This is a genomic window from Symbioplanes lichenis, from assembly GCF_030709675.1.
In the GTDB taxonomy this organism is placed as follows: Bacteria; Actinomycetota; Actinomycetes; order Mycobacteriales; family Micromonosporaceae; genus Actinoplanes; species Actinoplanes lichenis.
Genome location: NZ_JAUZQD010000005.1, coordinates 301,219 through 322,664, shown reverse-complemented (window position 1 = coordinate 322,664; position 21,446 = coordinate 301,219). Strand labels below are relative to the sequence as shown.

Sequence of the window (21,446 nt, the reverse complement as noted above, 5' to 3'; positions counted from 1 at the left end):
GTCGCTGGGGAAGCGACATGGGTAACAATGGTGAAGTGTCCAGCACCGAAGCCCCCGCCCTCGGCAAGCGGGGCGAGCGCCGCCCTCGCGACATGGCGTTGTCCCTGGCTGTCCTGCTCGTTCCCATCGCGCTGGGCATCTTCTTCTACCAGTTCTTCCTCGACGGCAACAAGCCGGTGACCTACGACGCCCGGCCGACCCTCGAGTCGGCCCGCGCGGCGGCGTTGTTCCCGGTCAGCGAGCCGCAGGGGCTGAGCGACGACTGGCACGTGCAGAGCGCCACCTTCAAGCGGGAGAGCACCGGCGCCACCCTGCGCCTGGGCTATTCCGACCCGGACGCCAGCCCCGTCCTGCTGGTCGAGAGCAGCGTGCCGACGGCGACGCTGATCCCCGCCGAGCTGGGAGAAAACCCCCAAGCCACCGCCACCGTACGGGTGGGAGCGCGCGCCTGGCAGCAATACGACGGCCGCCCGGGGGAAACCGCGCTGGTGCTCCTGGAAAAGGGGCGCACGATCCTCGTCATCGGCTCCGCGAAGTCCGACGAGCTCGAGAAGTTCGCCGCCGCCCTGCCGTAACGAGCCGGGGTGGCGTGGCCAGTCGCCGCGCTGGATTCGCCGGAATGCGGTGAGCGGAACGGGGCAGCGCGCCGGCGGGGTCATCCTCTACGCTCCCGCAGTCTGTTTCGCACTGCCTTCGGAGCACCCCACATGAATCGTCGGCTCGTCGCCGTCCTCGTTCCCGTCGTCGCCCTCGGGCTGACCGCCTGCACCGGCGACGACCCCAAGACGGAGCTGCAGGAGTCGACCTCCGGGCTTCAGGCCGGCAACTACAACTTCTCGGTGGCCATGCCCGGCGGCAGCAGCGCCAAGAGCGTCGTGCACAAGCCGAGCCACACCGCCTCGATCGACTACGTGTCGAAGACCGCGGACGGCGACGCCACGGTCAACCTGCGCTTCGTCGAGCCCGACCGGTTCATGAAGCTGACCGCCGACATGGGCGACTCCGCCAAGCAGCTGCAGGCCATGCAGGCGGCGGGCGGCACGGACCCGGCCGACGCCAAGCTGGTCCAGGGGCTGCAGTCGATGGTGGACATGTTCAGCGGCAAGACCTGGATGAAGGTCGACATGAGCAAGGTCACCGAGAACGCGGAGCTGAAGGTCGACTTCGCGAACCCGGACCTGACCGGCGTCTCGGACCTGCTCAAGACGGCGTCCACGGCCGAGCGCGAGGACGACGTCATCACCGGCAAGCTCGATGTCACGGCCGCCGGTGACGACACTCACCTGCTCGGCCAGAGCGCCTTCGCGGGCGTGGACGCGACGGCCGGCAAGGCGGTGCCCTTCGAGGCGACGCTCGACGGGGACGGCCGGCTCACCAAGCTGGTGCTGGACATGCCCAAGACCAGCGACGCCGAGGCGGGCAAGTGGACCGTCGAGGTTTCCCAGTACGGCAGCGCGGCACAGCAGGAGGCGCCGCCGGCCGACCAGGTGCAGGAGGCGCCCGACTCCGCGTACGAGATGCTGAACTCGTAGATCCGCAGTGCGCGAGCAAGGCCCGGGCCGAGCGGTCCGGGCCTTCTTGTTCGTCGCGGGCGGCGCATTCTTGCCCGCCCCGCGACGACGCGTTTTCGCCCGCCGCGGATGGCGCCTTCTACTCGCCGCGGGCGGCGCGGGCGGTCTCGATGCGGTCGCGGGCGCCGTCCAGCCAGGTCTGGCAGACGTCCGCCAGTTTCTCGCCGCGCTCCCACAGCGCGAGGCTCTCCTCCAGCGAGGCCCCGCCCTGCTCCAGCTTCTCGACGACCGTGGCCAGCTCGGCGCGGGCCTGTTCGTAGCTCAGCTTCTCGTCGCTCATCAGCCCTCCCGGACTTCCGTGTGCAGTTCTCCTTCGGCCAGCCGCACGCGCAGCTGGTCGCCGGGGCTGACTTCCGCGGCGCTGCGGACCACGTGACCGTCCGCACGTTGCACGATCGCGTAACCGCGCTCGAGGGTGGCCGCGGGTGACAACGCCCGCAGCCGGGCCAGCGTGTGCCGCAACTCGTCGTCGGCCCGGCGTACGCGATGGTCGAGGCTGCGGGTCGCCCGGTCCCGCAGCGCACCCACCTCGGCCGACCGCTGGTCGATCAATGTCTCCGGCCGGGCCAGGACCGGCCGCGACCGCCAGGCCTCGAGCCGGTGGGTCTCGCGGTCGATCTGCGTGAGCACGGCGCGGTCCAGCCGCCGGCGGGCGTGCTCGATCAGCCGGCTCTCCTCCTCGAGGTCCGGCACGATCCGCTTGGCGGCGTCGGTCGGCGTCGAGGCGCGCAGGTCGGCGACATAGTCGAGCAGCGGCGCGTCCGTCTCGTGCCCGATCGCGCTGACCACCGGCGTCCGGCAGCCGAAGACGGCCCGGCACAGCGCCTCGTCGGAGAAGGGCAGCAGGTCCTCGACGCTGCCGCCGCCGCGCGCGACGACGATGACGTCCACGCCTTCGTCGTTGTCCAGCACCTTGAGCGCGTCGATGATCTGCGGCACGGCGGTAGGCCCCTGCACCGGCACATTGATCACGCGGAAGTCGACGCTCGGCCAGCGGCGGCGGGTGTTCATCAACACATCGCGTTCGGCGGCGGACGCGCGGCCGGTGATCAGCCCGATGCGCTGCGGCAGGAACGGCAGCCGCCGCTTGCGCTCGCGCGCGAAGAGCCCCTCGGCCGCCAGCAGCTTCTTGACCTGCTCCAGCCGGGCCAGCAGCTCGCCGAGGCCGACCTGGCGGATCTCGTCGGCGCGCAGGCTCAGCGACCCGCGCGCCGGGTAGTACTCGGGCTTGGCGTGCAGGGTGACCCGTGCGCCCTCCGCGAGATTGGGGGCTCCGGCGTCGAGCACGTCGCGGTGCGCGGTCACGGTGAGGCTGAGGTCGGCGGAGGGGTCGCGCAGGGTCAGGAAGACCACACTCGCGCCCGGGCGCCGGCTGATCTGCGCCACCTGTCCGTCGACCCAGACCCAGCCCAGGCGGGCCACCCAGGCGCCGACCTTCTGACTGACCACGCGTACGGGCCAGGGCGCGTCGGCGGTCGACTTCGGCTCGGGCTCGGTCACCCGCCTACCCTACGGGCGCCTCCTCAGCGGGGCGGGTGGTGGTGTGCGCCACGGCGCCGCGTGTCCTGCTGCGTCGCGCGCCGTAGCAGCGAGACGGCGAGCAGGGCCACGAGCCCGAGGAAGCCCCAGAACAGCAGATCGGCGAGGAGATGCTGGCTGTCCACGTGCCACCGGCTGCCGGCGTTGCGGGCGATGAGAGTGAACGGGTAGCCGTGCCGCTCGTCGAAGGCGCTCATGCAGCAGACAGTGTTGTTCCGCGGCAAGGCGCTGAGCACGACGCCCGCGACCAGGACGGCGGCCCCGGCGGCGTACCCGGGAAGGCCAGGTCTGGGGTCGAACCAGCCGAGGCCGATCAGCAGCGCGCCACCCACCAGCAACACCGCGTGAAACAGCAGGTAGGCGCCGTCCGGTGTCGCGTCGGAGCGGTCGATCTCGACGACCAGGTTGAGGATGCCGATCGCGACGGAGAACCAGCCGACGATGAGCCGCAGGGCCGCCCCGAAGGATCCCCACAGGCCGGGGGCCTCTTCTTCCTCCTCTTCGAGGGCGGGATCCACGTCGCCGACGGTGCTCATGGCCCGAGTATCACCCGCAACCGCCCCCTTACGGGCCAAAACGCCCTTCTCGCGCTTCCGGCGCCGGGTGGCTGTGGTACGCGTCGCAGCCGGGCGACATGCGGCGCGGGGTGCGTACCATTGCCGGGTGACCTCGAATGCCGCTGCCCCCGTCCGCAAGCGTGTGCTCCTCGCGAAGCCGCGGGGCTACTGTGCCGGCGTCGACCGTGCGGTGCAGACCGTCGAGGAGGCGCTCAAGCTCTATGGCGCCCCGGTCTACGTGCGCAAGCAGATCGTGCACAACAAACATGTCGTGAGCACGCTCGAGGCGCGCGGCGCGATCTTCGTCGAGGAGAATTTCGAGGTGCCCGAGGGCGCGACCGTGGTGTTCTCCGCCCACGGCGTGGCGCCCGAGGTCCACGAGCAGGCCCGCGAGCGCAACCTCAAGGCCATCGACGCGACGTGCCCGCTGGTCACCAAGGTCCACCACGAGGCGAAGCGGTTCGCCCGGGAGGACTACGACATCCTGCTCATCGGGCACGAGGGCCACGAGGAGGTCATCGGCACAGCGGGCGAGGCCCCGGCGCACATCCAGCTGGTGGACGGCCCCGACGACGTCGACAACGTCGTGGTGCGCGACCCGTCGAAGGTGGTCTGGCTCTCCCAGACGACCCTGTCCGTGGACGAGACCATGGAGACCGTCGCCCGGCTCAAGACCCGGCTGCCGCTGCTCCAGTCGCCGCCCAGCGACGACATCTGCTACGCCACGTCCAACCGGCAGCACGTGGTCAAGGAGATCGCGCCGGAGTGCGACGTGGTCATCGTGGTCGGCTCGGCCAACAGCTCCAACTCCGTCCGCCTCGTCGAGGTCGCCCTGGGCGCCGGCGCGCGGGCCGGCCACCTGGTCGACTACGCCGCCGAGATCCGCGACGAATGGCTCGAGGGCGCGACGACCGTCGGGGTGAGCTCGGGCGCGAGCGTGCCCGACGAGCTGGTCATGGAGGTCCTGGCCCACCTGGCCGACCGCGGCTTCGGCGAGGTCACCGAGTTCACGACCGCCGAGGAGCGGCTGACCTTCTCCCTCCCCCAGGAGTTGCGGCGCGACATGCGGGCCGCGGCGGCTGCGCGGGGCTGACGCTCTTTTTCCTGTACGTCATAGCTCTCCCTTCCCTCGCGGCCAGTGGCCTGCGTCCGCGGGTCGTGTGATCTCCGCGGCGCCGGATTGCCCGCGGGTCGTGTGATCTCCGCAGTGCCGGATTGCCCGCGGGTCGTGTGATCTCCGCGGTGCCGGAATGCCCGCGGGTTCGTGAAGCGTAGCGACCCGTCCCGCGGTCCGATGAGTTATCCACAGGCCGCGGTTATCCACAGGCCCGCCGCCGGCCGGAGGCGGAAAAACATACGGTTCCCCCGTCTCCGACGAACGGGGGAACCGATGATGTCCTGCTCTACTCGTGCCCGGCGCGCGGACGGCTCAGAAGTCGCCGCCGAAGTCCCCGCCGCCGAAATCTCCGCCGCCACCCCAGTCACCACCACCGAAGTCGCCACCACCGCCGAAGTCGCCGGCCTGGTTGCCTCCGAAGTCGCCGCCCTGGTCCCCGCCGAAGTCGTTGCCGCCGAAGTCGCCGGCCGCGTCCTGGAAGCCGTCCTGATAGCCGTCGCCGTAACCCATGTCGCCGAAGGCCGGCGAGAAAAGCGCGTCGAAGATCAGCATGCCGCCGAGCACGCCGGCGCCCGCGCCGAGCGCCGTCTTCCACACCGGCGTCGAATACCAGCCGGCCGGCACCGGGCGGCCCTGCACGCGGCCTCCCGGGTAGTAGTAAGGCATGTCCGGCCCCGGCTGCGGCCCGGCCTTGTAGTGCTGGCCCTGGACCGTGACCTCACGCTCCTTGGTCAGCTGGCCGGCGCCCTGGGTTGCGCTGAGGGCGGGCAGCTCCGGGCCCGGGTCCAGGCCCATAGCGGTGCGGGCGGCCCGGATGTAGGCGAGCCCTTCCAGGGCCGACTCGCGGGCCAGCTCGAACTGCCGGACCGTCTTCGCCTGTTGCAGCTGACCACCGGCTGCGTTGTAACGCTCACCGGCGTCGGCCAGGGCCTGGCGGGCCGCGGGGTCGTCGCCGTGGAGGTTCATGACCTGGCCGCCCAGGCGTTCGTACCAGCGCTGGGCCTCGGCCCGGGCGTCGTCGAGGCGCTGCTGCTCACGCGCCGCGCCGCCGCGACGGGCCACCACCACCATCCCGGCGACGGCGACCAGCAGCACGAGGACGACCAGCAGCAGAAACACGCTCATGTATCCGACGGTACCCGCGCCGGGAAAGTCGTACCCCTCTGGCAAGCTCGCAGGGTGACCTTCTCGACGCTGGCGGTCGTGCTCCTCTGTCTGGCGGTCGGCGCCGCCCTGGGCTGGCTGGCGGCACGGTTGCGTGCCGCCGCCGACATCGCGCGGCTGGAGGCGACGGTCCAGGCCCGGCGCGAGGGCGAGCAGCAGATGGAGCAGTCGCTGCGCGCGCTCTCCTACGAGTCCACGGCCCAGTCGCAGGAGGCGGTCGCCCGCGGTGTCGCGCCGTTGCACGACGCCCTGCGCCGCTACGAGGAGCGGGTCGCCGAGCTGGAGCGGGACCGCGTCGACTCCTACGCGGAGCTGCGTGAGCAGGTGCGCGCCATGGGCCTGGTCTCGGGCGAGCTCCGCACGGAGACGAAACAGCTGGTCGCGGCCCTGCGGGCGCCTCAGGTGCGGGGCCGCTGGGGTGAGCACCAGCTCCGGCGCATCGTCGAGGCGGCCGGGCTGCTGGAGCACTGCGACTTCGCCGAGCAGGTGACCTCGGTCAACGATCGGCAGGTCGTCCGGCCGGACATGGTGGTGCGGCTGCACGGCGGGCGGTCGGTGGTCGTGGACGCCAAGGCGCCCTTCGACGCGTACCTGTCGGCGATGGAGGCCCGCGACGAGCGCACCCGCGACGGGCACCTCGACCAGCACGCCCGCGTGTTGCGCGGCCATGTCGACGCGCTGGCGGCCAAGTCCTACTGGACGGCGTTCGACCAGAGCCCCGAGTTCGTGGTGCTGTTCGTGCCGGCCGACCCGTTCCTCGACGCCGCGCTGCAACGCGACCCGGGCATCATGGAGCACGCCTTCACCCGCAACGTCGTGCTCGCCACCCCGGCGACACTGGTCGCGCTGCTGCGCACGGTCGCCTACTCGTGGCGACAGGAGGCGCTGGCCCGCAACGCGCTGGCGGTGCACGGCCTGGCCCGCGAGCTGTACGGGCGGCTGGCCACGCTCGGCGACCACGTGGGCAAGCTGGGCTCGTCGCTGGGCGGGGCGGTGACGGCGTACAACCGGGCTGTGGGATCGCTGGAGTCCCGGGTGCTGGTCAGTGCCCGCAAGCTGGCCGAGATGGGCGTCTCCGACGAGGAGCTGGCCGCCCCGGCCCAGGTCGAGGTCACTCCCCGGCAGCCGCAGGCGCCCGAGCTGCTCGACGACGCGAAGCCGACGCTGCCCTTCTAGCGCCCGTCCGGGACGGGGCCGGCGCTAGCCGAGGTGACGGGCCAGCTCGCGGCGCAGGGCGCGGGGGCCGGGCCACACCTGGGTCAGGTCGGCGGTGAAGGCCGTGCTGCCGTCCGGCTCCTGCAGGAGCGCGGGCCAGCCCTCGTCCTCCTCGGAGACGGGGTGGACGCGGTCCAGGTCCACCGGCGTGACGTCCAGGATCATCCGGAAGCCGTCACGGCGGATGACGGCGTGGTCGATGTCCGGCCAGGCCAGCAGGACGGGGTCGCTGCCCTGTGCGGCCAGCTCCAGGCCGGCCGACGACGACCGCACCCAGGTCCGCAGCGAGGAGCGCGCGGTCACGCCGTAGAGGCCGGACGTGATCACGGCGATCGCCAGCCCCTCCACCAGGGTCTCCCACCACGACTCGGCGGGAGCGCCCAGCAGCCAGGCCACGAGCGGCGACACAGCGACGTAGGAGACGAGGAGGGCGGCGAAGATGACGGCGAACGTCCGCAGCGGGTGCGAGCGGAACAGCACAGCGTCCCGGGCGGGCGCCTCGACCTCCTCCGGCGGGATGGACATGGCTCCTATGCTGCCGTGTCCGCGGGCCACGCAGGCCCTTCTTGGCGAACGTAGGCGCGGTAGCGGCGCACCTGGGTCCACTGATAGGCGGCGAACAGCGTGAACAGGACAGCGGAAGCCAGGCGCAGGACGAGTCCGTTCCAGTCCCGGTCGGCGATCTCCTCGGCCGCCAGGTACACGTCGAGGGCCGCCACGAGGGCGAAGACGACGATGACCCAGCGCGTGCTGATGACCCGCGGGGCGCTCTGCCGGATGATCGCGTCGATCCGCGGGTCGTCCGTGCGCCCGTTCCGCAGCGCGCGGGCCACGTCGCGCTGGGACGGCCGGTCGAGGCCCGCCACCAGCTCGGGATTGTCGAGACGGCGCCGGATGACCAGCACGACGGCGGTGGCCCCGGCGACGACCAGCAGCAGGCCCACGCCGATGAAGGTCCAGCCCCGGGCGCCGAGGGAGCGGTCGGCCGACAAGCCGAGGCCGAAGGCCAGGACCGTCGCGGCGGCGGCAATGGCGGGCACCAGCGAGAACATGCGAACGCGCTTCGCCGCGCGCTCGCGCAGCTCGGCCCTGTCCGGAATCGGGTCGGTGCCGGTCGTGGTGAACCCCCGTCCACGTGCGGCAAGCGGTGCCCGGGACGTACCCCGGGCACCGCTCGGCTACACATTGGACGGTTTAGAAACCGCAGACGATGACCAGCTCCGGCGTGCGGTCGGCCAGCATGTCGAGCTTCCCGATGCGGCCGGCCGCCTTGACGTCACCCTCCACCGAGGCGAGCCGGTCGAGCAGCGCCGCCGGGCCGAGCGCCTCGGCCAGCGGCACCTCCGCCTTCATCGACAGCTTGCGGTCGGACTTGGCCTTGCGGATCTGGCGCAGCGCCTCGCCCGCCAGGTCGAGCAGCGTGGCGTCGCCGTCCGGGGCGACACGGGTCAGCTCGTAGCGGGTCGGCCACGTCGACTGGTGCACCGAGCCGTAACGCCACCAGGACCAGATCTCCTCGGTGGCGAAGGGCAGGAACGGCGCGAAGAGCCGCAGCAACACCGACAGGCCCGCCGCCAGGGAGGCGCGCGCCGAGTCGCCCGCGGGCCCCGGGGCGTAGGCGCGGTCCTTGACCAGCTCGATGTAGTCGTCGCAGAACGTCCAGAAGAACGACTCCGTGACGGTGAGCGCGGTCGTGTGGTCGTAGGCGTCGAAGGCCTGCGTCGCCTCCTCGACCACGGTGGCCAGCCGGGCCAGCATCGCCCGGTCCAGCGCCGCGGTGACCGGCTGCCGCAGGGCGTCCGCCGCGCCGAGGCCCAGGGCGAAGCGGGAGGCGTTGAGCAGCTTGGTGGCGAGCCGCCGGCCGACCTTGATCTGCGACGGGTCGAAGGCCAGGTCGGCGCCGGGCCGCCCGTTCGCCGCCCAGTAACGCACCGCGTCCGAGCCGCTCTGCTCCAGCAGCGCGGTCGGGGTGACGACATTGCCCTTGGTCTTGGACATCTTCTTGTGGTCCGGGTCGAGGATCCAGCCCGACTGGACGGTCGTGCGCCACGGCAGCGTGTCGTGCTCGAAGTTCGAGCGGACCACCGTGTCGAAGAGCCAGGTGCGGATGATGTCCTGACCCTGCGGGCGCAGGTCCATCGGGAAGACCCGGCGGAACAGGTCCTCGTCCTCGCCCCAGCCGCCGACGATCTGCGGCGTCAGCGAGGAGGTCGCCCAGGTGTCCATGACGTCCGGGTCGGCGGTGAAGCCACTGGGCACGTCGCGCTGCGTCTCGTCGTAGCCGGGCGGGCACTCCGACGACGGATCGACCGGCAGCGCCGAGACATCCGGCATGAGCAGCTGGTCGTAGTCCGGCTCGCCGGCGTCGTCGAGCTTGTACCAGACCGGGAACGGCACGCCGAAGAAGCGCTGCCGGCTGATCAGCCAGTCGCCGGTCAGGCCGCCGACCCAGTGCTCGTAGCGGTGCCGCATGTGCTCGGGCACCCACTGCAGCGCCCGGCCCCGTTTGAGCAGCTCGTCGCGCAGCGCGGTGTCCCGGCCGCCGTCGCGCAGGAACCACTGGCGGCTGGTGACGATCTCCAGCGGCGAGTCGCCCTTCTCGTAGAACTTCACCGGGTGACTGATCGGCCGCGGCTCGCCGAGCAGGTCACCCGTCTCGGTCAGGATGCGCACGATCTCGCGCCGCGCGGCGTTGACCGTCAGGCCGGCGAACTGCTGATAGGCGGCCTCGGGGACCCCGGCCGGGCGGTCGGGCAGGAAACGGCCGTCGCGCCCGAGCACCACGCGCGTGTCGAGCTGCAGGTCACGCCACCAGGTCACGTCGGTCAGGTCACCGAACGTGCAGACCATGGCGATGCCGGTGCCCTTGTCGGGGTCGGCGAGCGGGTGGGCGTACACGGGAACTTCGACGTCGAAGAAGGGCGTGCGGACGGTCTGGCCCACCAGGGGGTTGCCCTCCGCGCAGACCAGTGCGACACAGGCCGGGAGCAGCTCGGGCCGGGTGGTGTCGATCTCGACCGGCCCGTCCGGGCCGTGGAAGCGCAGCCGGTGGTACGCACCCGGGCGCTCACGATCCTCGATCTCGGCCTGCGCGACGGCGGTGCGGAAGCCGACGTCCCACAGCGTGGGGGCCTCCGACTGGTACGCCTCCCCGCGCGCGAGATTGTCCAGGAAGGCGCGCTGCGAGACGGCCTGCGCCCGCCGCCCGATGGTCGTGTAGGTCAGGCCCCAGTCGACGGACAGGCCGAGCCGCCGCCACACCGCCTCGAAGGCCTTCTCGTCCTCGGCGGTCAGCCGGTTGCACAGCTCGACGAAGTTGCGCCGCGACACGCCGACGGCCGGCTTGGGCGGCTTCGCCGGCGGCTGCCACTCGGGGTCGAAGGGCAGCGACGGGTCACAGTAGACGCCATAGACGTTCTGCACCCGGCGCTCGGTGGGCAGCCCGTTGTCGTCCCAGCCCATGGGGTAGAAGACGGCCTTGCCGCGCATCCGCTGGAACCGCGCGACCGTGTCGGTGTGGGTGTACGAGAAGACGTGCCCCATGTGCAGCTCGCCCGATACGGTCGGCGGAGGCGTGTCGATCGCGTACACGTCCGCGCGCTCCTTCGAGCGGTCGAACGCATACGTTCCTTCCTCCTGCCAGTGGCGCGACCACTTCTCCTCGAGCCCGTCCAGGGACGGCCGCTCGGGGAGACCGCGCGCGAACTTCTCCGTGTCGGTCATCCCGCGACATTAGAGCCCCGCACGGCCCGGTGCCAGGAACTTTCAGGCGCGTTCGTGATCGAGGAGCCACGTCTTGACCCCGAGCCCCCACCGGTAGCCCCGCAGGGTGCCGTCGGTGCCGAGGACCCGGTGGCACGGGACGAAGAGCGCCACGGCGTTGCGGGCACACGCGGCGGCGGCGGCCCGGATCGCCGCCGGCCGTCCGGCCAGCTCGGCGAAGCCCCGATAAGTCACCGGCGCGCCGGGCTTGATGTCGCGCATGACCCGCCACGCGTACTCGGTGAAGGGGCCGGTGGTGTGCTGCTCGACCACGACACTGTCGAGGGCCGTGAGGTCGCCTGTCAGATATGCGCGTACCGCCTCGCCCGCCGGGCCCGGTGCGGTTGCGGGCCGGACCTCGTCTCGCAGGCTCGGGTGCACGAGCGGCAGCAGAGCATCCGCCGACGTCGTGAAGCCGGCTGCCCGGACTGCGCCCGCGTCGCTGGTCAGATAGGTGAAAGGGCCGGCCGGGGTGTCCAGCGTGGTGCTGCGGATCATGCTGACCTCCAGAGTCGCATCAGGGCGTACGAGCGCCAGGGCCGCCAGGCTGCCGCTCGGGAGCCGAGCGCGGCGGGTGAGTCGGGCAGGCCGAGCGCGCGGGCGCCGCGCCGGGCTGCGAGATCGGTGGGCAGGAAGACGTCCGGGTCGCCGATCGCGCGCATCGCGATGTATCCGGCCGTCCAGGAGCCGATGCCGGGCAGGCCTTGCAAGTGCGCGACGGCCTCGTCACGGTCGGCGCCCGGGTCGAGGGAGAGCTTGCCGTCGGCTACTGCCTCGGCAAGTGCACGCAGGCTCGCGCGGCGGGCGGCCGGCATGCGGAATGCCGCGTCGGGCAGGTTCGCGACGACGGCGGCCTGGGGGAAGGGGCGGAGCGGTTCGCCTTCGGGCGACGGCTCGGCGTCAGGTGCCGGGGGCACGGCTCGGAGCAGGCGGCGCAAAGTGGTGCGCGCGCCGGCGACCGAGACCTGCTGGCCGACCACTGCGCGGACGGCGAGTTCGAAGCCGTCGGTCGCGCGGGGCACCCGGACACCGGGCTCGGACCGGACAAGCGCTGTCAGCGCGGGATCCGCGGCCAGCGTGTCGTCGACGGCGACCGGGTCCGCGTCCAGGTCGAGCAGCCGCCGGCAACGGGCCACCGCGGGCGCCAGATCTCGTACGTCCTCCAGCCGCAGTGTCGCGGAAACGAACCGCTCGGCCGGGGTCAGCGCGACGATGCCGGTGGCGTGCGGCAGTTGCAGCGCCTTGCTGAACGTCGTGGCGTCCACGTCCTCGGTGCCGGGCAGCGAGCGCGCCCGCAAGAAGCCGAGCAGCGCTTCCGCGTGCAGGGGCGCCCGGTATGCGAGCCGGACCGTGATCGTGCCGGCCTCGGTCAGGCGGCTGGGGCGGGTGGTGCGCAGCTGGGTGGGTGAGCGGGCGTACACGTCCTGGATCGTGTCGTTGAATTGGCGGACGCTGCCGAAGCCGGCCGCGAAGGCGATCTCGGCGAAGCTGAGCGAGGTCGTTTCCACCAGGATGCGGGCGGTCTGGGCGCGCTGGGCGCGAGCCAGCGCGAGCGGGCCGGCGCCGAGCTCCTCCGACAGCATGCGGTGGAGGTGACGCTCGGTGTATCCCAGCCGGGCGGCCAGGCCCGGTACGCCCTCGCGGTCCACGACGCCGTCGCCGATCAACCGGACGGCGCGACCGACGACGTCGGCCCGGACGTCCCACTCGGGTGAGCCGGGCGCGGCGTCGGGGCGGCAGCGGCGGCATGCGCGGAAGCCGGCTCGCTGGGCTGCCGCGGCGCTCGGGAAGAAGTCGACGTTCTCGCGCTTGGGGGTGACGGCGGGGCAGGACGGCCGGCAGTAGATGCCGGTGGTCCGCACGGCCGTGCAGAACCACCCGTCGAACCGCGGGTCACGGCTGTCGACCGCCCGGTAACACCGCTCGAAGTCCAGCTTCATGCCGTCGAGTCTGCCCCGGCGACCACCCCGGTGGCTGGCGGGATTCGGACATGACCGTGCCGTCCTACTCCTGCTCGGTGCGCGCCCCTGCACCCGCAGTGTGCAACTGCCTGGCAGTTGCGCTCACGCACCTGCCGGGCAACAACGCGCACTTGCCGGGCAACAACAGGACTCGCTCGCGCGTCGCAGCACGCCCGATGTCGCTGAGCTTCGGCGGGGTGCGCCACTTCTGCGGCCAGGAGCGGACGTCGCGACAATTGCGGAGGTTGGCGGCGACGGATGGGGAGGAGTGGTGATGCGGCGGTTCGAGGGGAAGGTTGCGTTTGTCACGGCGGCGGCGCAGGGCATCGGGGAAGCCGTTGTCCGGCGGATCGCTGCCGAGGGTGGCGCGGTGGTTGTCACGGACCTGCAGCAGGACGCGGTGACGGCGCTGGCCGACGAGCTTGGCGCTGAGCACGCGCTCGGGGTCAAGGTCGATGTCACCTCACGCGCCGACATCGACGCCGCGATCGGCGCGGCGGTTGGGCGGTTCGGGCGGCTTGATCTGGTGGTCAACAACGCGGGCGGCTGCATCGTCACCTCGATGCCGGAGGACACCTCGGCCGAGGACTGGCACCGTCAGCTCGACTTCACGCTGCTCAGCGCCGCCCGTTGCATTCAGGCCGCCATCCCGCACCTGATGCGGACCCGCGGCAACGTCGTCACGATCAGCTCGGTCAACGGCATCTCCGCCTTCGGCAACGTGGAGTACGCCGCGGCGAAGGCCGGCCAGATCGCGATGTCCCAGAACTACGCCGCCCGGTACGGGCCGCTCGGTGTGCGCTTCAACGTCGTCGCCCCCGGCACCGTCCGGACACCGAACTGGGACTCTCAGCCGGGCGTGCTGGAGGAACTGGAGTCGATGTACCCGCTCGGCCGCGTCGGCGAGCCGGAGGACATCGCCGCGGCGGTCGCCTTCCTCGGCTCCGACGACGCCGCGTGGATCACCGGCCACACCCTCCCCGTCGAGGGCGGCGTGCTGACCGGTCCCAACCCCGCCGGGCCACGGTTGCCCGACACCACGGCACCAAAGCCCGCATAACGGGCACGGCAACTACCGAGCAGGTGCCACGCCGACCTGCACGGCAACTACCGCTTTGGTGCACTTGCCCGGCAACAACCGCGACGCGCACCTGATTGGCAGTTGCGGCGGCACAACCCGGGACACCGCGTGCAATTGCCCGGCAACAACCGCGACAGGCACGTGATCGGCAACTGCGGCGGCAAAACTGCGGGCGCCGCGTGCAATTGCCCGGCAGTTGCGGTCATGCCGCTGGCCAGGCTGAGTGCGACCGCTTGGCGATTGCCTCCACGCAACTGCGACGTCCGCACCGCAGCGCCTCACCGGCGGTAGGGCTTCATGAGCGGCTTGGTGGCCGGGTTCGCGCACCTGGGCCTCCGGGCGGGCGGCGTGCGGCCGTAGACTGGTCTCCCGTGAGCCTCACCATCGGGATCGTCGGCCTGCCCAACGTCGGCAAGAGCACCCTCTTCAACGCCCTGACCAAGAACGACGTGCTCGCCGCGAACTACCCGTTCGCGACGATCGAGCCCAACGTCGGCGTGGTCGGCCTGCCCGACGAGCGGCTCAACCAGCTGGCCGCCATGTTCGGCAGCGAGAAGATCATCCCGGCGCCGGTGTCGTTCGTCGACATCGCCGGCCTGGTGCGGGGCGCGTCCAAGGGCCAGGGCCGCGGCAACGCCTTCCTCGCGAACATCCGCGACGCGTCGGCGATCTGCATGGTCGTCCGGGCGTTCTCCGACCCCAACGTCCTGCACGTGGACAGCAAGGTCGCGCCGGCCGACGACATCGAGACGATCAACACCGAGCTCATCCTCGCCGACCTGCAGACGGTCGAGAAGGCCCTCCCTCGCCTGCAGAAGGAAGCCAAGCTCAAGAAGGACCGGGCGCCCGCCGTCGCCGCCGCCGAGGCCGCGTTCAAGCTGCTCAACGACGGCACGACGCTCTACTCGGGCGCGCAGGCCGCCGGCATCGACCTGGACCAGCTCGCCGAGCTGCACCTGCTCACCACCAAGCCATTCCTCTACGTCTTCAACGTCGACGAGGCCGAGCTCAACAACGCCGCGTTCCTCGACGAGATGCGCGCCCTGGTCGCCCCGGCCGAGGCCGTCTTCATGGACGCGAAGATCGAGTCCGAGCTGATCGACCTGCCCGAGGACGAGGCCAAGGAGCTGCTCGAGTCGACCGGCCAGACCGAGCCGGGCCTCGACCAGCTCATCCGCGTCGGCTTCAACACCCTCGGCCTGCAGACCTATCTGACGGCCGGCCCCAAGGAGGCCCGCGCCTGGGTCATCCCGGTCGGCGCCACCGCGCCCGAGGCGGCCGGCGTCATCCACTCCGACTTCCAGCGCGGCTTCATCAAGGCCGAGATCGTCAGCTTCGAGGACCTCATGGCCGCCGGCTCGATGTCGTCCGCCAAGTCCGCGGGCAAGGTTCGCATGGAGGGCAAGGACTACATCATGAAAGACGGCGACGTGGTGGAGTTCCGCTTCAACGTCTGACGGAACCAGCGGCGAGAAATCGCGTCCAACGAACAGCCGGCCGAGGGAATCCGAGACCGCCGGGCGAGAGAGCGCGTGCCCGGTTCAGCTCCGGCGACCGGGCACCAGGCTGTCCAGATCGAGCTCGATCGGAAACGGCCTCGTGGTGCGCAGCTCGTGCCGGTGGATGGCGGTCGCCACGTAGGACTGGGTGGGCTCGTCGAGCTCGTAGACGTGCACGACCGGCAACCCCGACTCCTCCTCGACACGCCAAAAGTTCGCGATGCCGGCCTCCGCGTACTTGCGCAGCTTGACCGTCCGATCGCGGTGCGCGGACTCCGGCGACACCACCTCGCCGACCAGCAACACCTGGTCAGGCGTAAGGAAGGTGAGATCCGGATCGGAGATCGTGGTCACCAGGAAGTCGGGCTCGGGACGGTTCCGCTTGTCCAGCCGGATCGTGATCTCCCCCGCTCGACCTCCAGACCGGCCGGCGCCTCTCGCCTGAGGGACGAAACCAAGCCGTCGATGAGCCGGGCGTGCCAAGCCCGTTGCGGAGACAGCACGAAGACGAGCGCTCCATCGATCAGTTCGGTGTGCCGGGGAGCTTCGGGAAGCTGATCGAGATCGTCGGCGAACCAGCCCTCAGGGCGAGGCGGTCGCATCCACTCAGGCACCGCGGTCATGCTGTCACCGTAGCCTTGGGGAACGGCGGTTCAACCGCTCCGACGATGGGTGTTGATGAGGCATCACCAGCACTTCCATGGCCAGTTGTCATCATGGGAATGACGCGCCCGGCAGGGTCCGCGACCGGTCAGAAGTCGGTGAGGGTGGGGGCGTCGCCGCCGTAGAGGGAGGGGGTGGGCTTGGGACGGCGGCGGCGGAAGGCGATGGCCGCGGCGACGCCGCCGAGGAGGCCGAGGAGGTGACCCTGCCAGGAGATGGGCTGGTCGGTCGGCAGGATGTTGTAGATCTGGTACCAGTAGAGCAGCCCGATGAAGGCGGCCACGCCCAGGTTCCACCAGCTGCGCTCGACGAAGCCGCGGGCGAAGAGCAGACCCAGGTAGCCGAAGACGACGCCGCTGGCGCCGACGACGACGCTGTCGGGGTCGCCGATGAACCAGACGCCGATGCCGCTGACCAGGATGATGACCAGGGTCGACCAGAGGAAGCGGCGGGTGCCGCCGGCCAGGGCGAAGGTGCCGACGAGGATGAGCGGGACGCTGTTGCCGTAGAGGTGGTCCCAGCCGGCGTGCAGGAACGGGCTGAAGAGGATGCCGTCGAGGCCGTCCGCGCGGCGCGGGATGATGCCGCCGGCGACGTCGAGGTGGCCGGCGCCGAGGCCGACATCGATGGCCTCGATGAGGAACAGGATCGGGACGACGGCGCACATGGCGACGAAGGCGCGCCCGATGGACGCGAAGAACGCCTCGCTGCCGAACTTGGTGGCGGCTTCCTCCGACGCATAGCTCATGCCTCGATGGTTACCGACGGAAGCCACCCACGCCAAATCAGGTAGCGAAACGTCAGCTCAGCTTGCGCGTGGCCGCCGAGATGTCGGCACGGAACGTCGCCACCTGCGTGTAGACGCCGGGGAAGTCGCGGCGGGCGCAGCCGAGGCCCCAGCTGACGATGCCGACCTGCACCCAGGCGCCGCCCGACCGGCCGACCAGGGGACCACCCGAGTCACCCTGACAGGTGTCGACGCCCTTGCCACTGGCGCAGAGCTGCTCGGCGGGCACGAGGGCGATGTCGATCTTCCGGTACGCCGCCGCGCACGTACGGTCGGGAACGGCGCGCACCGTCCCGTACCGCAGGCTCTTCTCCTGGCGGGTGGAATGTTCGCTGGTCTGGCCCCAGCCGATGATGGTGAGCGGGCCCGCCGGCCCGGTGGCCGGAGGCAGGCCGAGCGTGGGCAGCCCGAGTGCGTGGTCGAGCTTGACCAGCGCCCAGTCGTCGCCGTGGGTCTCGTCGCGGAAGCCGGTCGCGCGGATCACCTCGACGGAGTGGGCGGTGCGGGCGTGCGGGTCGCCGAGGCGGGTGACGCCCGCGACGGCCTTGATCGTCTCGTCCTTGCCGGTGCCGGTGACGCAGTGGCCGGCCGTGAGCACTACCCGGGGCGCGGTCAGCGCGCCGCCGCAGCCCATCGACAGGCGCACCATCCAGGGGAACTGGCCGGCGCCGGCGACGTCACCTCCGACCACTCCACGCAGGTGCATCGCGGCGGAGGCGGGGGTGGCGGTCAGCAGAACGGCGGCGACAAGGAGCGCGACTTTCCGGACCATGCGGACATTTCACCACTATTGACACCGCAAGAAGGGGTACGCGCCGAAGCACGCACCCCTCCCGGCAAGAAAAGACTCAGTACCAGCCGACGCTCTCGGAATGGTTCCAGGCGCCGCACGGGCTGTCGTAACGGCCCTCGATGTAGCCCAGGCCCCACTTGATCTGGGTCGCCGCGTTGGTCCGCCAGTCGGAGGCGACCGTGGCCATCTTGCTGCCGGGCAGCGCCTGAGGGATGCCGTAGGCGCCGGAGCTCGGGTTCGAGGCGCCCTCGTCCCAGCCGCTCTCCCTGTTCCACAGCTTGTTGAGGCAGGAGAACTGGTCGATCCCGAAGCCGGCGTCGAGCATCAGGGCGCAGCCCGTGGCGCGATTGCCGCTGAACTCGCCGCACGAGGCGGGGATGTCGCCGACCTCGACCGTGCTGCCCCCGGACGAGGACTCTTCCTTCTTCGCCGCCTCGGCCTTGGCCTTGGCCTCCTCGGCCTTCTTTTTGGCCGCCTCGGCCGCGATGACCTTCTTCTCGCTGGCCCGCGCCTTGCCGGCGGCGGCCGCAGCCGCGGCGGCGGCCTCGACGGCTGCCTCGCTGCCCGCCTGGTTCCGGTAGGCCCGGTCGGCGGCGTGCTGGCTCTGCCGCTCCTTGAGCAGCGAGCTCTCGTCGACAGTCGCCTGGAACACCAGCTGCGCCTGCTGCTTCGGTTGCTGGACTTCCCGGTCCTTCGCGACGTAGACGCCGCCGACCACGCCCAGGACGAGCAGGCCGACCGATGCCGCGCGGATGCTGACCCGGCCCCAGAGCCGATTCACGAGTGTCCTCTCGTTGGGGGCAAAGACGCGGCACGCCACCACCGGCTCGAGGCCGGCGGCTCCGCGTGCCGCGAGCGTCGCCGCATAGCGTCAAGACATGGGCCCCAGTCGATCTCCGACTGCCCCTACCATGCGAACGATGCTCGCCAGCCACCATGGCTCACCGTGAAGGCGATGTGAAACGACAACGCCAAGCTGTGAACCTAATCACAGGATGTTTGCGCATCAAACTGGACAAAGCTGGGAGTACTCGCTCACCCGTACGGTATAAGCCGTTTCACCATGAGTAGTCATCCAAGAGCGAAAAGTAAGGCGGGGACCCCGGAGAGTCCCCGCCTCGGTGGTTACTCAGCGTCAGAGCGGGATTTCCTCGAGGAGATCGGTGACGACCTCGGCGATCGGCGAGCGCTCGGACCTCGTCAGGGTGACATGGGCGAAGATCGGGTGGCCCTTCAGCGCCTCGATCACCGCCGTCACGCCGTCGTGCCGGCCGACGCGCAGGTTGTCGCGCTGGGCGACGTCATGGGTGAGGACCACCCGCGAGCCCTGGCCGATCCGTGAGAGCACGGTCAGCAGGACGTTGCGCTCCAGCGACTGCGCCTCGTCGACGATCACGAAGGCGTCGTGCAGGCTCCGGCCGCGGATGTGGGTCAGCGGCAGCACCTCGAGCATCCCACGCGCCATGACCTCCTCGACCACGTCGGCGTGCGCCACCGCGCCGAGGGTGTCGAAGACCGCCTGCGCCCACGGCGACATCTTCTCGGACGCGTCGCCCGGCAGATAGCCGAGCTCCTGGCCGCCGACGGCGTAGAGGGGCCGGAAGACGATCACCTTCTTGTGGCGCTGCCGCTCCATCGTCGCCTCGAGGCCGGCGCAGAGGGCGAGCGCCGACTTGCCGGTGCCGGCCCGGCCGCCCAGCGAGACGATGCCGATGGACTCGTCCATGAGCAGGTCCAGGGCCACGCGCTGCTCCGCCGACCGGCCGCGCACACCGAAGGCCTCACGATCCCCGCGCACGAGCTTCACGGTCTTCTCCGCGGTGACCCGGCCGAGCGCCGAGCCCTTCGTGGAGTGGATGACGAGGCCGGTGTGGCAGGGGAGGTTGGCCGTCTCCTCCAGCTCCAGCTCCTCGCCGGCGTACAGGCCGCTGACCTCGGTCTCGCCGAGCTTGAGGTCGGCCATGCCGGTCCACGTGGGATCGCTGGCCTGGCCGTGCCGGTACTCGTCGGCGGCGATGCCGACCGACGCCGCCTTCACGCGCAGCGGCATGTCCTTGCTCACGAGCGTCACGTCGCGGCCCTCCGCGGCCAGCCCGAGGGCGACCGAGAGGATGCGGGTGTCGTTGGAGTCGTTGCGGAAGCCGTGCGGCAGGACGCTCTGGTCGGCGTGGTTCAGCTCGACCCGCAGGGTGCCGCCCTCGTCGTTGCAGAGCACGGGCTGGTCCAGCCGGCCGTGCTTGATCCGCAGCTCGTCGAGCATCCGCAGGGACTGCCGGGCGAACCAGCCGAGATCGGGATGGTGCCGCTTGCCCTCCAGCTCGGAGATGACCACGAGGGGGACGACCACCTCGTGATCGGCGAACCGGCGGAACGCCCCCGGGTCGGACAGCAGGACCGACGTGTCGAGCACGAAGACCTTGCCGGCTGGGGCGGGCTCCGCATCGAGGTGACGGTCGCGGGTCTTGCGGCGTGCCGAAGAGGCGCGAGTGCTGGTCGTCTCGGCCCCGGCTTCAGTACGGCGAGATGTCACAGGCCTGCTCCAGCGGGCGTGCAACCCGAGCCGCCCGCGGTCCGCCAAGGTCCGGCGCCCGTCACATGACACGGGGTCGGGATGCGGGCCCCGTGGCGCACTTGTCGCAGGTCCGGGCCGGCCGGCTGGCCCAGGATTACCCTGTGCCATGACAAGAACGCTAGCGGTCATCAGCCGCCCGCGGTAGTACCGGCTTCGCCACATCCGCAAGGACAAACGCGCCGGGAGTCGGGAATCCGACGCGCGGGCAAACGGGGGGGCAACCTGTGGATTCGTCAGGATGCATCGGGCCGGATGCCGGGTAGTCTGGGGGACGTGCCAGAGTCCCCGCGTCCCGCGCATCCCCTCAGCGCCGCAGAGGCCCTGCAGCTCACCGCCTCGCGAGCCAAGGACACGACGTTCTTCTTCGACTTCGACGGGGTGCTCTCCCCCGTCACCGACGACCCCGACGCCTCCCAGCCGGTCCCCTCCGTGCTGGGCGTGCTCGAGGAGCTGGCCACCCGGGTGGCCCGCGTCGCGATCGTCTCCGCCCGGCCGGTCAGCTTCCTGCGCTCGCGCTTCCAGTCCCTGGAGCACGTGGATCTCTACGGGCTCTACGGCCTGGAGGTCTGGCACGACGGCGAGGTGGTCACCGAGCCCGCCGCCGAGCCGTGGGTGCCCGCGATGGCCGAGCTGGCCGACCGCGCCCGCGCCGAGCTGCCCGAGGGCGCCTTCGTGGAATACAAGCGGCTCTCCGTCGCCCTGCACTACCGCACGGCGCCGCAGCTCGGCGCCGAGATCGAGCGGTGGGCCCACGAGCAGGCCGAGCGCATCGGCCTGCGCACCCAGGGCGGCCGCATGGTCGTCGAGCTCAAGCCGCCGGTCGACCAGGACAAGGGCATGGTCATCAGCGAGGGCGTGCTCGACGCCGGCTGCGCCTGGTACTTCGGCGACGACATGTCCGACATCAAGGCGTTCGACGCGCTGCGCGCCCGCGAGGCCGTCGACCCGGCCTTCATCGGCGTGTGCGTGGCGGTCGCCAACCCGGAGACCGGCGCCGACGTCTCCAACGCGGCCGACCTGACCCTCGAGTCCCCCGAGGCCGTCGCCGCCTTCCTGACCGAGGCCCTGCCGACCTTCGCCCGCTGACCGAGCGGCACAAGGCCAAGCCCACGCCGTACGAGGGCGGGGCGGGAGCGACGCCACGCCACGCGGAAGCCACGCCACG

General features: G+C 71.2%; 21 protein-coding genes. 7 read left to right on the top strand and 14 right to left on the bottom strand.

Annotated features, from left to right (window positions below; genetic code table 11):
* Positions 1–35 precede the first annotated feature (35 nt).
* The gene (locus RAN62_RS14365; RefSeq protein WP_305785089.1) at positions 36–575 is read left to right on the top strand and encodes a DUF4245 domain-containing protein; all 540 of its coding nucleotides are present in this window, start codon (positions 36–38) and stop codon (positions 573–575) included.
* 132 nt (positions 576–707) lie between these two features.
* Positions 708–1,532, top strand: a complete 825-nt coding sequence (locus RAN62_RS14360; protein ID WP_305785088.1) for a hypothetical protein — start codon at positions 708–710, stop codon at positions 1,530–1,532.
* Positions 1,533–1,650: 118 nt separating this feature from the next.
* On the opposite strand, the gene RAN62_RS14355 is transcribed toward RAN62_RS14360, so the two are convergent.
* From RAN62_RS14355 to RAN62_RS14345, 3 genes are read right to left on the bottom strand one after another with little or no spacing between them, the layout of a single operon-like run.
* Complete coding sequence (locus RAN62_RS14355) at positions 1,651–1,851, bottom strand: exodeoxyribonuclease VII small subunit (RefSeq protein WP_305785087.1); 201 nt, start codon at positions 1,849–1,851, stop codon at positions 1,651–1,653.
* On the bottom strand, positions 1,851–3,071 hold the full coding sequence (gene xseA / locus RAN62_RS14350; protein ID WP_305785086.1) for an exodeoxyribonuclease VII large subunit: 1,221 nt from the start codon (positions 3,069–3,071) through the stop codon (positions 1,851–1,853). The genes RAN62_RS14355 and xseA overlap by 1 nt, the downstream gene beginning before the upstream one ends.
* A gap of 23 nt (positions 3,072–3,094) precedes the next feature.
* The gene (locus RAN62_RS14345; RefSeq protein ID WP_305785085.1) at positions 3,095–3,646 is read right to left on the bottom strand and encodes a hypothetical protein; all 552 of its coding nucleotides are present in this window, start codon (positions 3,644–3,646) and stop codon (positions 3,095–3,097) included.
* Between RAN62_RS14345 and RAN62_RS14340 the strand changes: the two genes are divergently transcribed.
* The gene (locus tag RAN62_RS14340) at positions 3,645–4,760 is read left to right on the top strand and encodes a 4-hydroxy-3-methylbut-2-enyl diphosphate reductase (RefSeq protein WP_305785084.1); all 1,116 of its coding nucleotides are present in this window, start codon (positions 3,645–3,647) and stop codon (positions 4,758–4,760) included. The two genes, RAN62_RS14345 and RAN62_RS14340, sit on opposite strands and share 2 nt — an antisense overlap.
* A gap of 336 nt (positions 4,761–5,096) precedes the next feature.
* Here the strand turns inward: RAN62_RS14340 and RAN62_RS14335 are convergent, their stop codons facing one another.
* Entirely contained in the window at positions 5,097–5,909 is an 813-nt protein-coding gene (locus RAN62_RS14335; RefSeq protein ID WP_305785083.1) for a hypothetical protein, read from the bottom strand.
* A 54-nt stretch (positions 5,910–5,963) separates the two neighbouring features.
* Here RAN62_RS14335 and RAN62_RS14330 point away from each other — a divergent pair, with 54 nt between their 5' ends.
* Positions 5,964–7,124 (top strand): DNA recombination protein RmuC, encoded by a 1,161-nt coding sequence (locus tag RAN62_RS14330; RefSeq protein ID WP_305785082.1) that lies wholly within the window; start codon positions 5,964–5,966, stop codon positions 7,122–7,124.
* A gap of 24 nt (positions 7,125–7,148) precedes the next feature.
* Here the strand turns inward: RAN62_RS14330 and RAN62_RS14325 are convergent, their stop codons facing one another.
* The 5 genes from RAN62_RS14325 to RAN62_RS14305 all read right to left on the bottom strand — a co-directional run bounded on the left by RAN62_RS14325 (position 7,149) and on the right by RAN62_RS14305 (position 12,865).
* Entirely contained in the window at positions 7,149–7,688 is a 540-nt protein-coding gene (locus tag RAN62_RS14325; RefSeq protein ID WP_305785081.1) for a hypothetical protein, read from the bottom strand.
* A gap of 5 nt (positions 7,689–7,693) precedes the next feature.
* The gene (locus RAN62_RS14320) at positions 7,694–8,203 is read right to left on the bottom strand and encodes a hypothetical protein (protein ID WP_305785080.1); all 510 of its coding nucleotides are present in this window, start codon (positions 8,201–8,203) and stop codon (positions 7,694–7,696) included.
* Between the two features lie 154 nt (positions 8,204–8,357).
* The gene (gene valS / locus RAN62_RS14315; RefSeq protein ID WP_305785079.1) at positions 8,358–10,886 is read right to left on the bottom strand and encodes a valine--tRNA ligase; all 2,529 of its coding nucleotides are present in this window, start codon (positions 10,884–10,886) and stop codon (positions 8,358–8,360) included.
* 42 nt (positions 10,887–10,928) lie between these two features.
* Positions 10,929–11,423 carry a methylated-DNA--[protein]-cysteine S-methyltransferase gene (locus tag RAN62_RS14310; RefSeq protein ID WP_305785078.1) on the bottom strand — a complete coding sequence of 165 codons (495 nt, stop codon included), beginning with the start codon at positions 11,421–11,423 and terminating at the stop codon, positions 10,929–10,931.
* Positions 11,420–12,865: an AlkA N-terminal domain-containing protein gene (locus RAN62_RS14305; protein ID WP_305785077.1), complete on the bottom strand. Its 1,446-nt coding sequence runs from the start codon at positions 12,863–12,865 to the stop codon at positions 11,420–11,422. The genes RAN62_RS14310 and RAN62_RS14305 overlap by 4 nt, the downstream gene beginning before the upstream one ends.
* A gap of 100 nt (positions 12,866–12,965) precedes the next feature.
* On the opposite strand from RAN62_RS14305, the gene RAN62_RS14300 reads away from it, so the two are divergent.
* Both RAN62_RS14300 and ychF read left to right on the top strand, forming a co-directional pair.
* The gene (locus RAN62_RS14300) at positions 12,966–13,946 is read left to right on the top strand and encodes an SDR family NAD(P)-dependent oxidoreductase (RefSeq protein WP_305785076.1); all 981 of its coding nucleotides are present in this window, start codon (positions 12,966–12,968) and stop codon (positions 13,944–13,946) included.
* Between the two features lie 392 nt (positions 13,947–14,338).
* Entirely contained in the window at positions 14,339–15,424 is a 1,086-nt protein-coding gene (ychF, locus tag RAN62_RS14295; RefSeq protein WP_305785075.1) for a redox-regulated ATPase YchF, read from the top strand.
* An 84-nt stretch (positions 15,425–15,508) separates the two neighbouring features.
* Here ychF and RAN62_RS14290 read toward each other — a convergent pair whose 3' ends face one another.
* The 5 genes from RAN62_RS14290 to phoH2 all read right to left on the bottom strand — a co-directional run bounded on the left by RAN62_RS14290 (position 15,509) and on the right by phoH2 (position 20,239).
* A complete protein-coding gene (locus RAN62_RS14290) occupies positions 15,509–15,820 on the bottom strand; it encodes a Uma2 family endonuclease (RefSeq protein WP_305785074.1) in 312 nt (103 codons plus the stop codon).
* 397 nt (positions 15,821–16,217) lie between these two features.
* Positions 16,218–16,877, bottom strand: a complete 660-nt coding sequence (locus RAN62_RS14285; protein WP_305785073.1) for a rhomboid family intramembrane serine protease — start codon at positions 16,875–16,877, stop codon at positions 16,218–16,220.
* Between the two features lie 52 nt (positions 16,878–16,929).
* Positions 16,930–17,688 (bottom strand): serine protease, encoded by a 759-nt coding sequence (locus RAN62_RS14280; protein WP_305785072.1) that lies wholly within the window; start codon positions 17,686–17,688, stop codon positions 16,930–16,932.
* A gap of 76 nt (positions 17,689–17,764) precedes the next feature.
* On the bottom strand, positions 17,765–18,490 hold the full coding sequence (locus tag RAN62_RS14275; RefSeq protein ID WP_305785071.1) for an aggregation-promoting factor C-terminal-like domain-containing protein: 726 nt from the start codon (positions 18,488–18,490) through the stop codon (positions 17,765–17,767).
* A 354-nt stretch (positions 18,491–18,844) separates the two neighbouring features.
* Positions 18,845–20,239 carry an RNA 5'-3' helicase PhoH2 gene (gene phoH2 / locus RAN62_RS14270; RefSeq protein WP_305785070.1) on the bottom strand — a complete coding sequence of 465 codons (1,395 nt, stop codon included), beginning with the start codon at positions 20,237–20,239 and terminating at the stop codon, positions 18,845–18,847.
* A gap of 294 nt (positions 20,240–20,533) precedes the next feature.
* On the opposite strand from phoH2, the gene otsB reads away from it, so the two are divergent.
* A complete protein-coding gene (otsB, locus tag RAN62_RS14265) occupies positions 20,534–21,367 on the top strand; it encodes a trehalose-phosphatase (protein ID WP_438874502.1) in 834 nt (277 codons plus the stop codon).
* Positions 21,368–21,446: the final 79 nt, after the last annotated feature.

What these genes read in the sequence shown, in the direction of transcription:
- RAN62_RS14280 (WP_305785072.1), bottom strand. Translation starts at nt 17,688, where the DNA reads ATGGTCCGGAAAGTCGCGCTCCTTGTCGCCGCCGTTCTGCTGACCGCC.
- otsB (WP_438874502.1), top strand. Translation starts at nt 20,534, where the DNA reads ATGCCGGGTAGTCTGGGGGACGTGCCAGAGTCCCCGCGTCCCGCGCAT.
- RAN62_RS14355 (WP_305785087.1), bottom strand. Translation starts at nt 1,851, where the DNA reads ATGAGCGACGAGAAGCTGAGCTACGAACAGGCCCGCGCCGAGCTGGCC.
- RAN62_RS14310 (WP_305785078.1), bottom strand. Translation starts at nt 11,423, where the DNA reads ATGATCCGCAGCACCACGCTGGACACCCCGGCCGGCCCTTTCACCTAT.
- RAN62_RS14335 (WP_305785083.1), bottom strand. Translation starts at nt 5,909, where the DNA reads ATGAGCGTGTTTCTGCTGCTGGTCGTCCTCGTGCTGCTGGTCGCCGTC.
- valS (WP_305785079.1), bottom strand. Translation starts at nt 10,886, where the DNA reads ATGACCGACACGGAGAAGTTCGCGCGCGGTCTCCCCGAGCGGCCGTCC.
- RAN62_RS14340 (WP_305785084.1), top strand. Translation starts at nt 3,645, where the DNA reads ATGGCCCGAGTATCACCCGCAACCGCCCCCTTACGGGCCAAAACGCCC.
- RAN62_RS14345 (WP_305785085.1), bottom strand. Translation starts at nt 3,646, where the DNA reads ATGAGCACCGTCGGCGACGTGGATCCCGCCCTCGAAGAGGAGGAAGAA.
- RAN62_RS14285 (WP_305785073.1), bottom strand. Translation starts at nt 16,877, where the DNA reads ATGAGCTATGCGTCGGAGGAAGCCGCCACCAAGTTCGGCAGCGAGGCG.
- RAN62_RS14360 (WP_305785088.1), top strand. Translation starts at nt 708, where the DNA reads ATGAATCGTCGGCTCGTCGCCGTCCTCGTTCCCGTCGTCGCCCTCGGG.
- RAN62_RS14305 (WP_305785077.1), bottom strand. Translation starts at nt 12,865, where the DNA reads ATGAAGCTGGACTTCGAGCGGTGTTACCGGGCGGTCGACAGCCGTGAC.
- RAN62_RS14325 (WP_305785081.1), bottom strand. Translation starts at nt 7,688, where the DNA reads ATGTCCATCCCGCCGGAGGAGGTCGAGGCGCCCGCCCGGGACGCTGTG.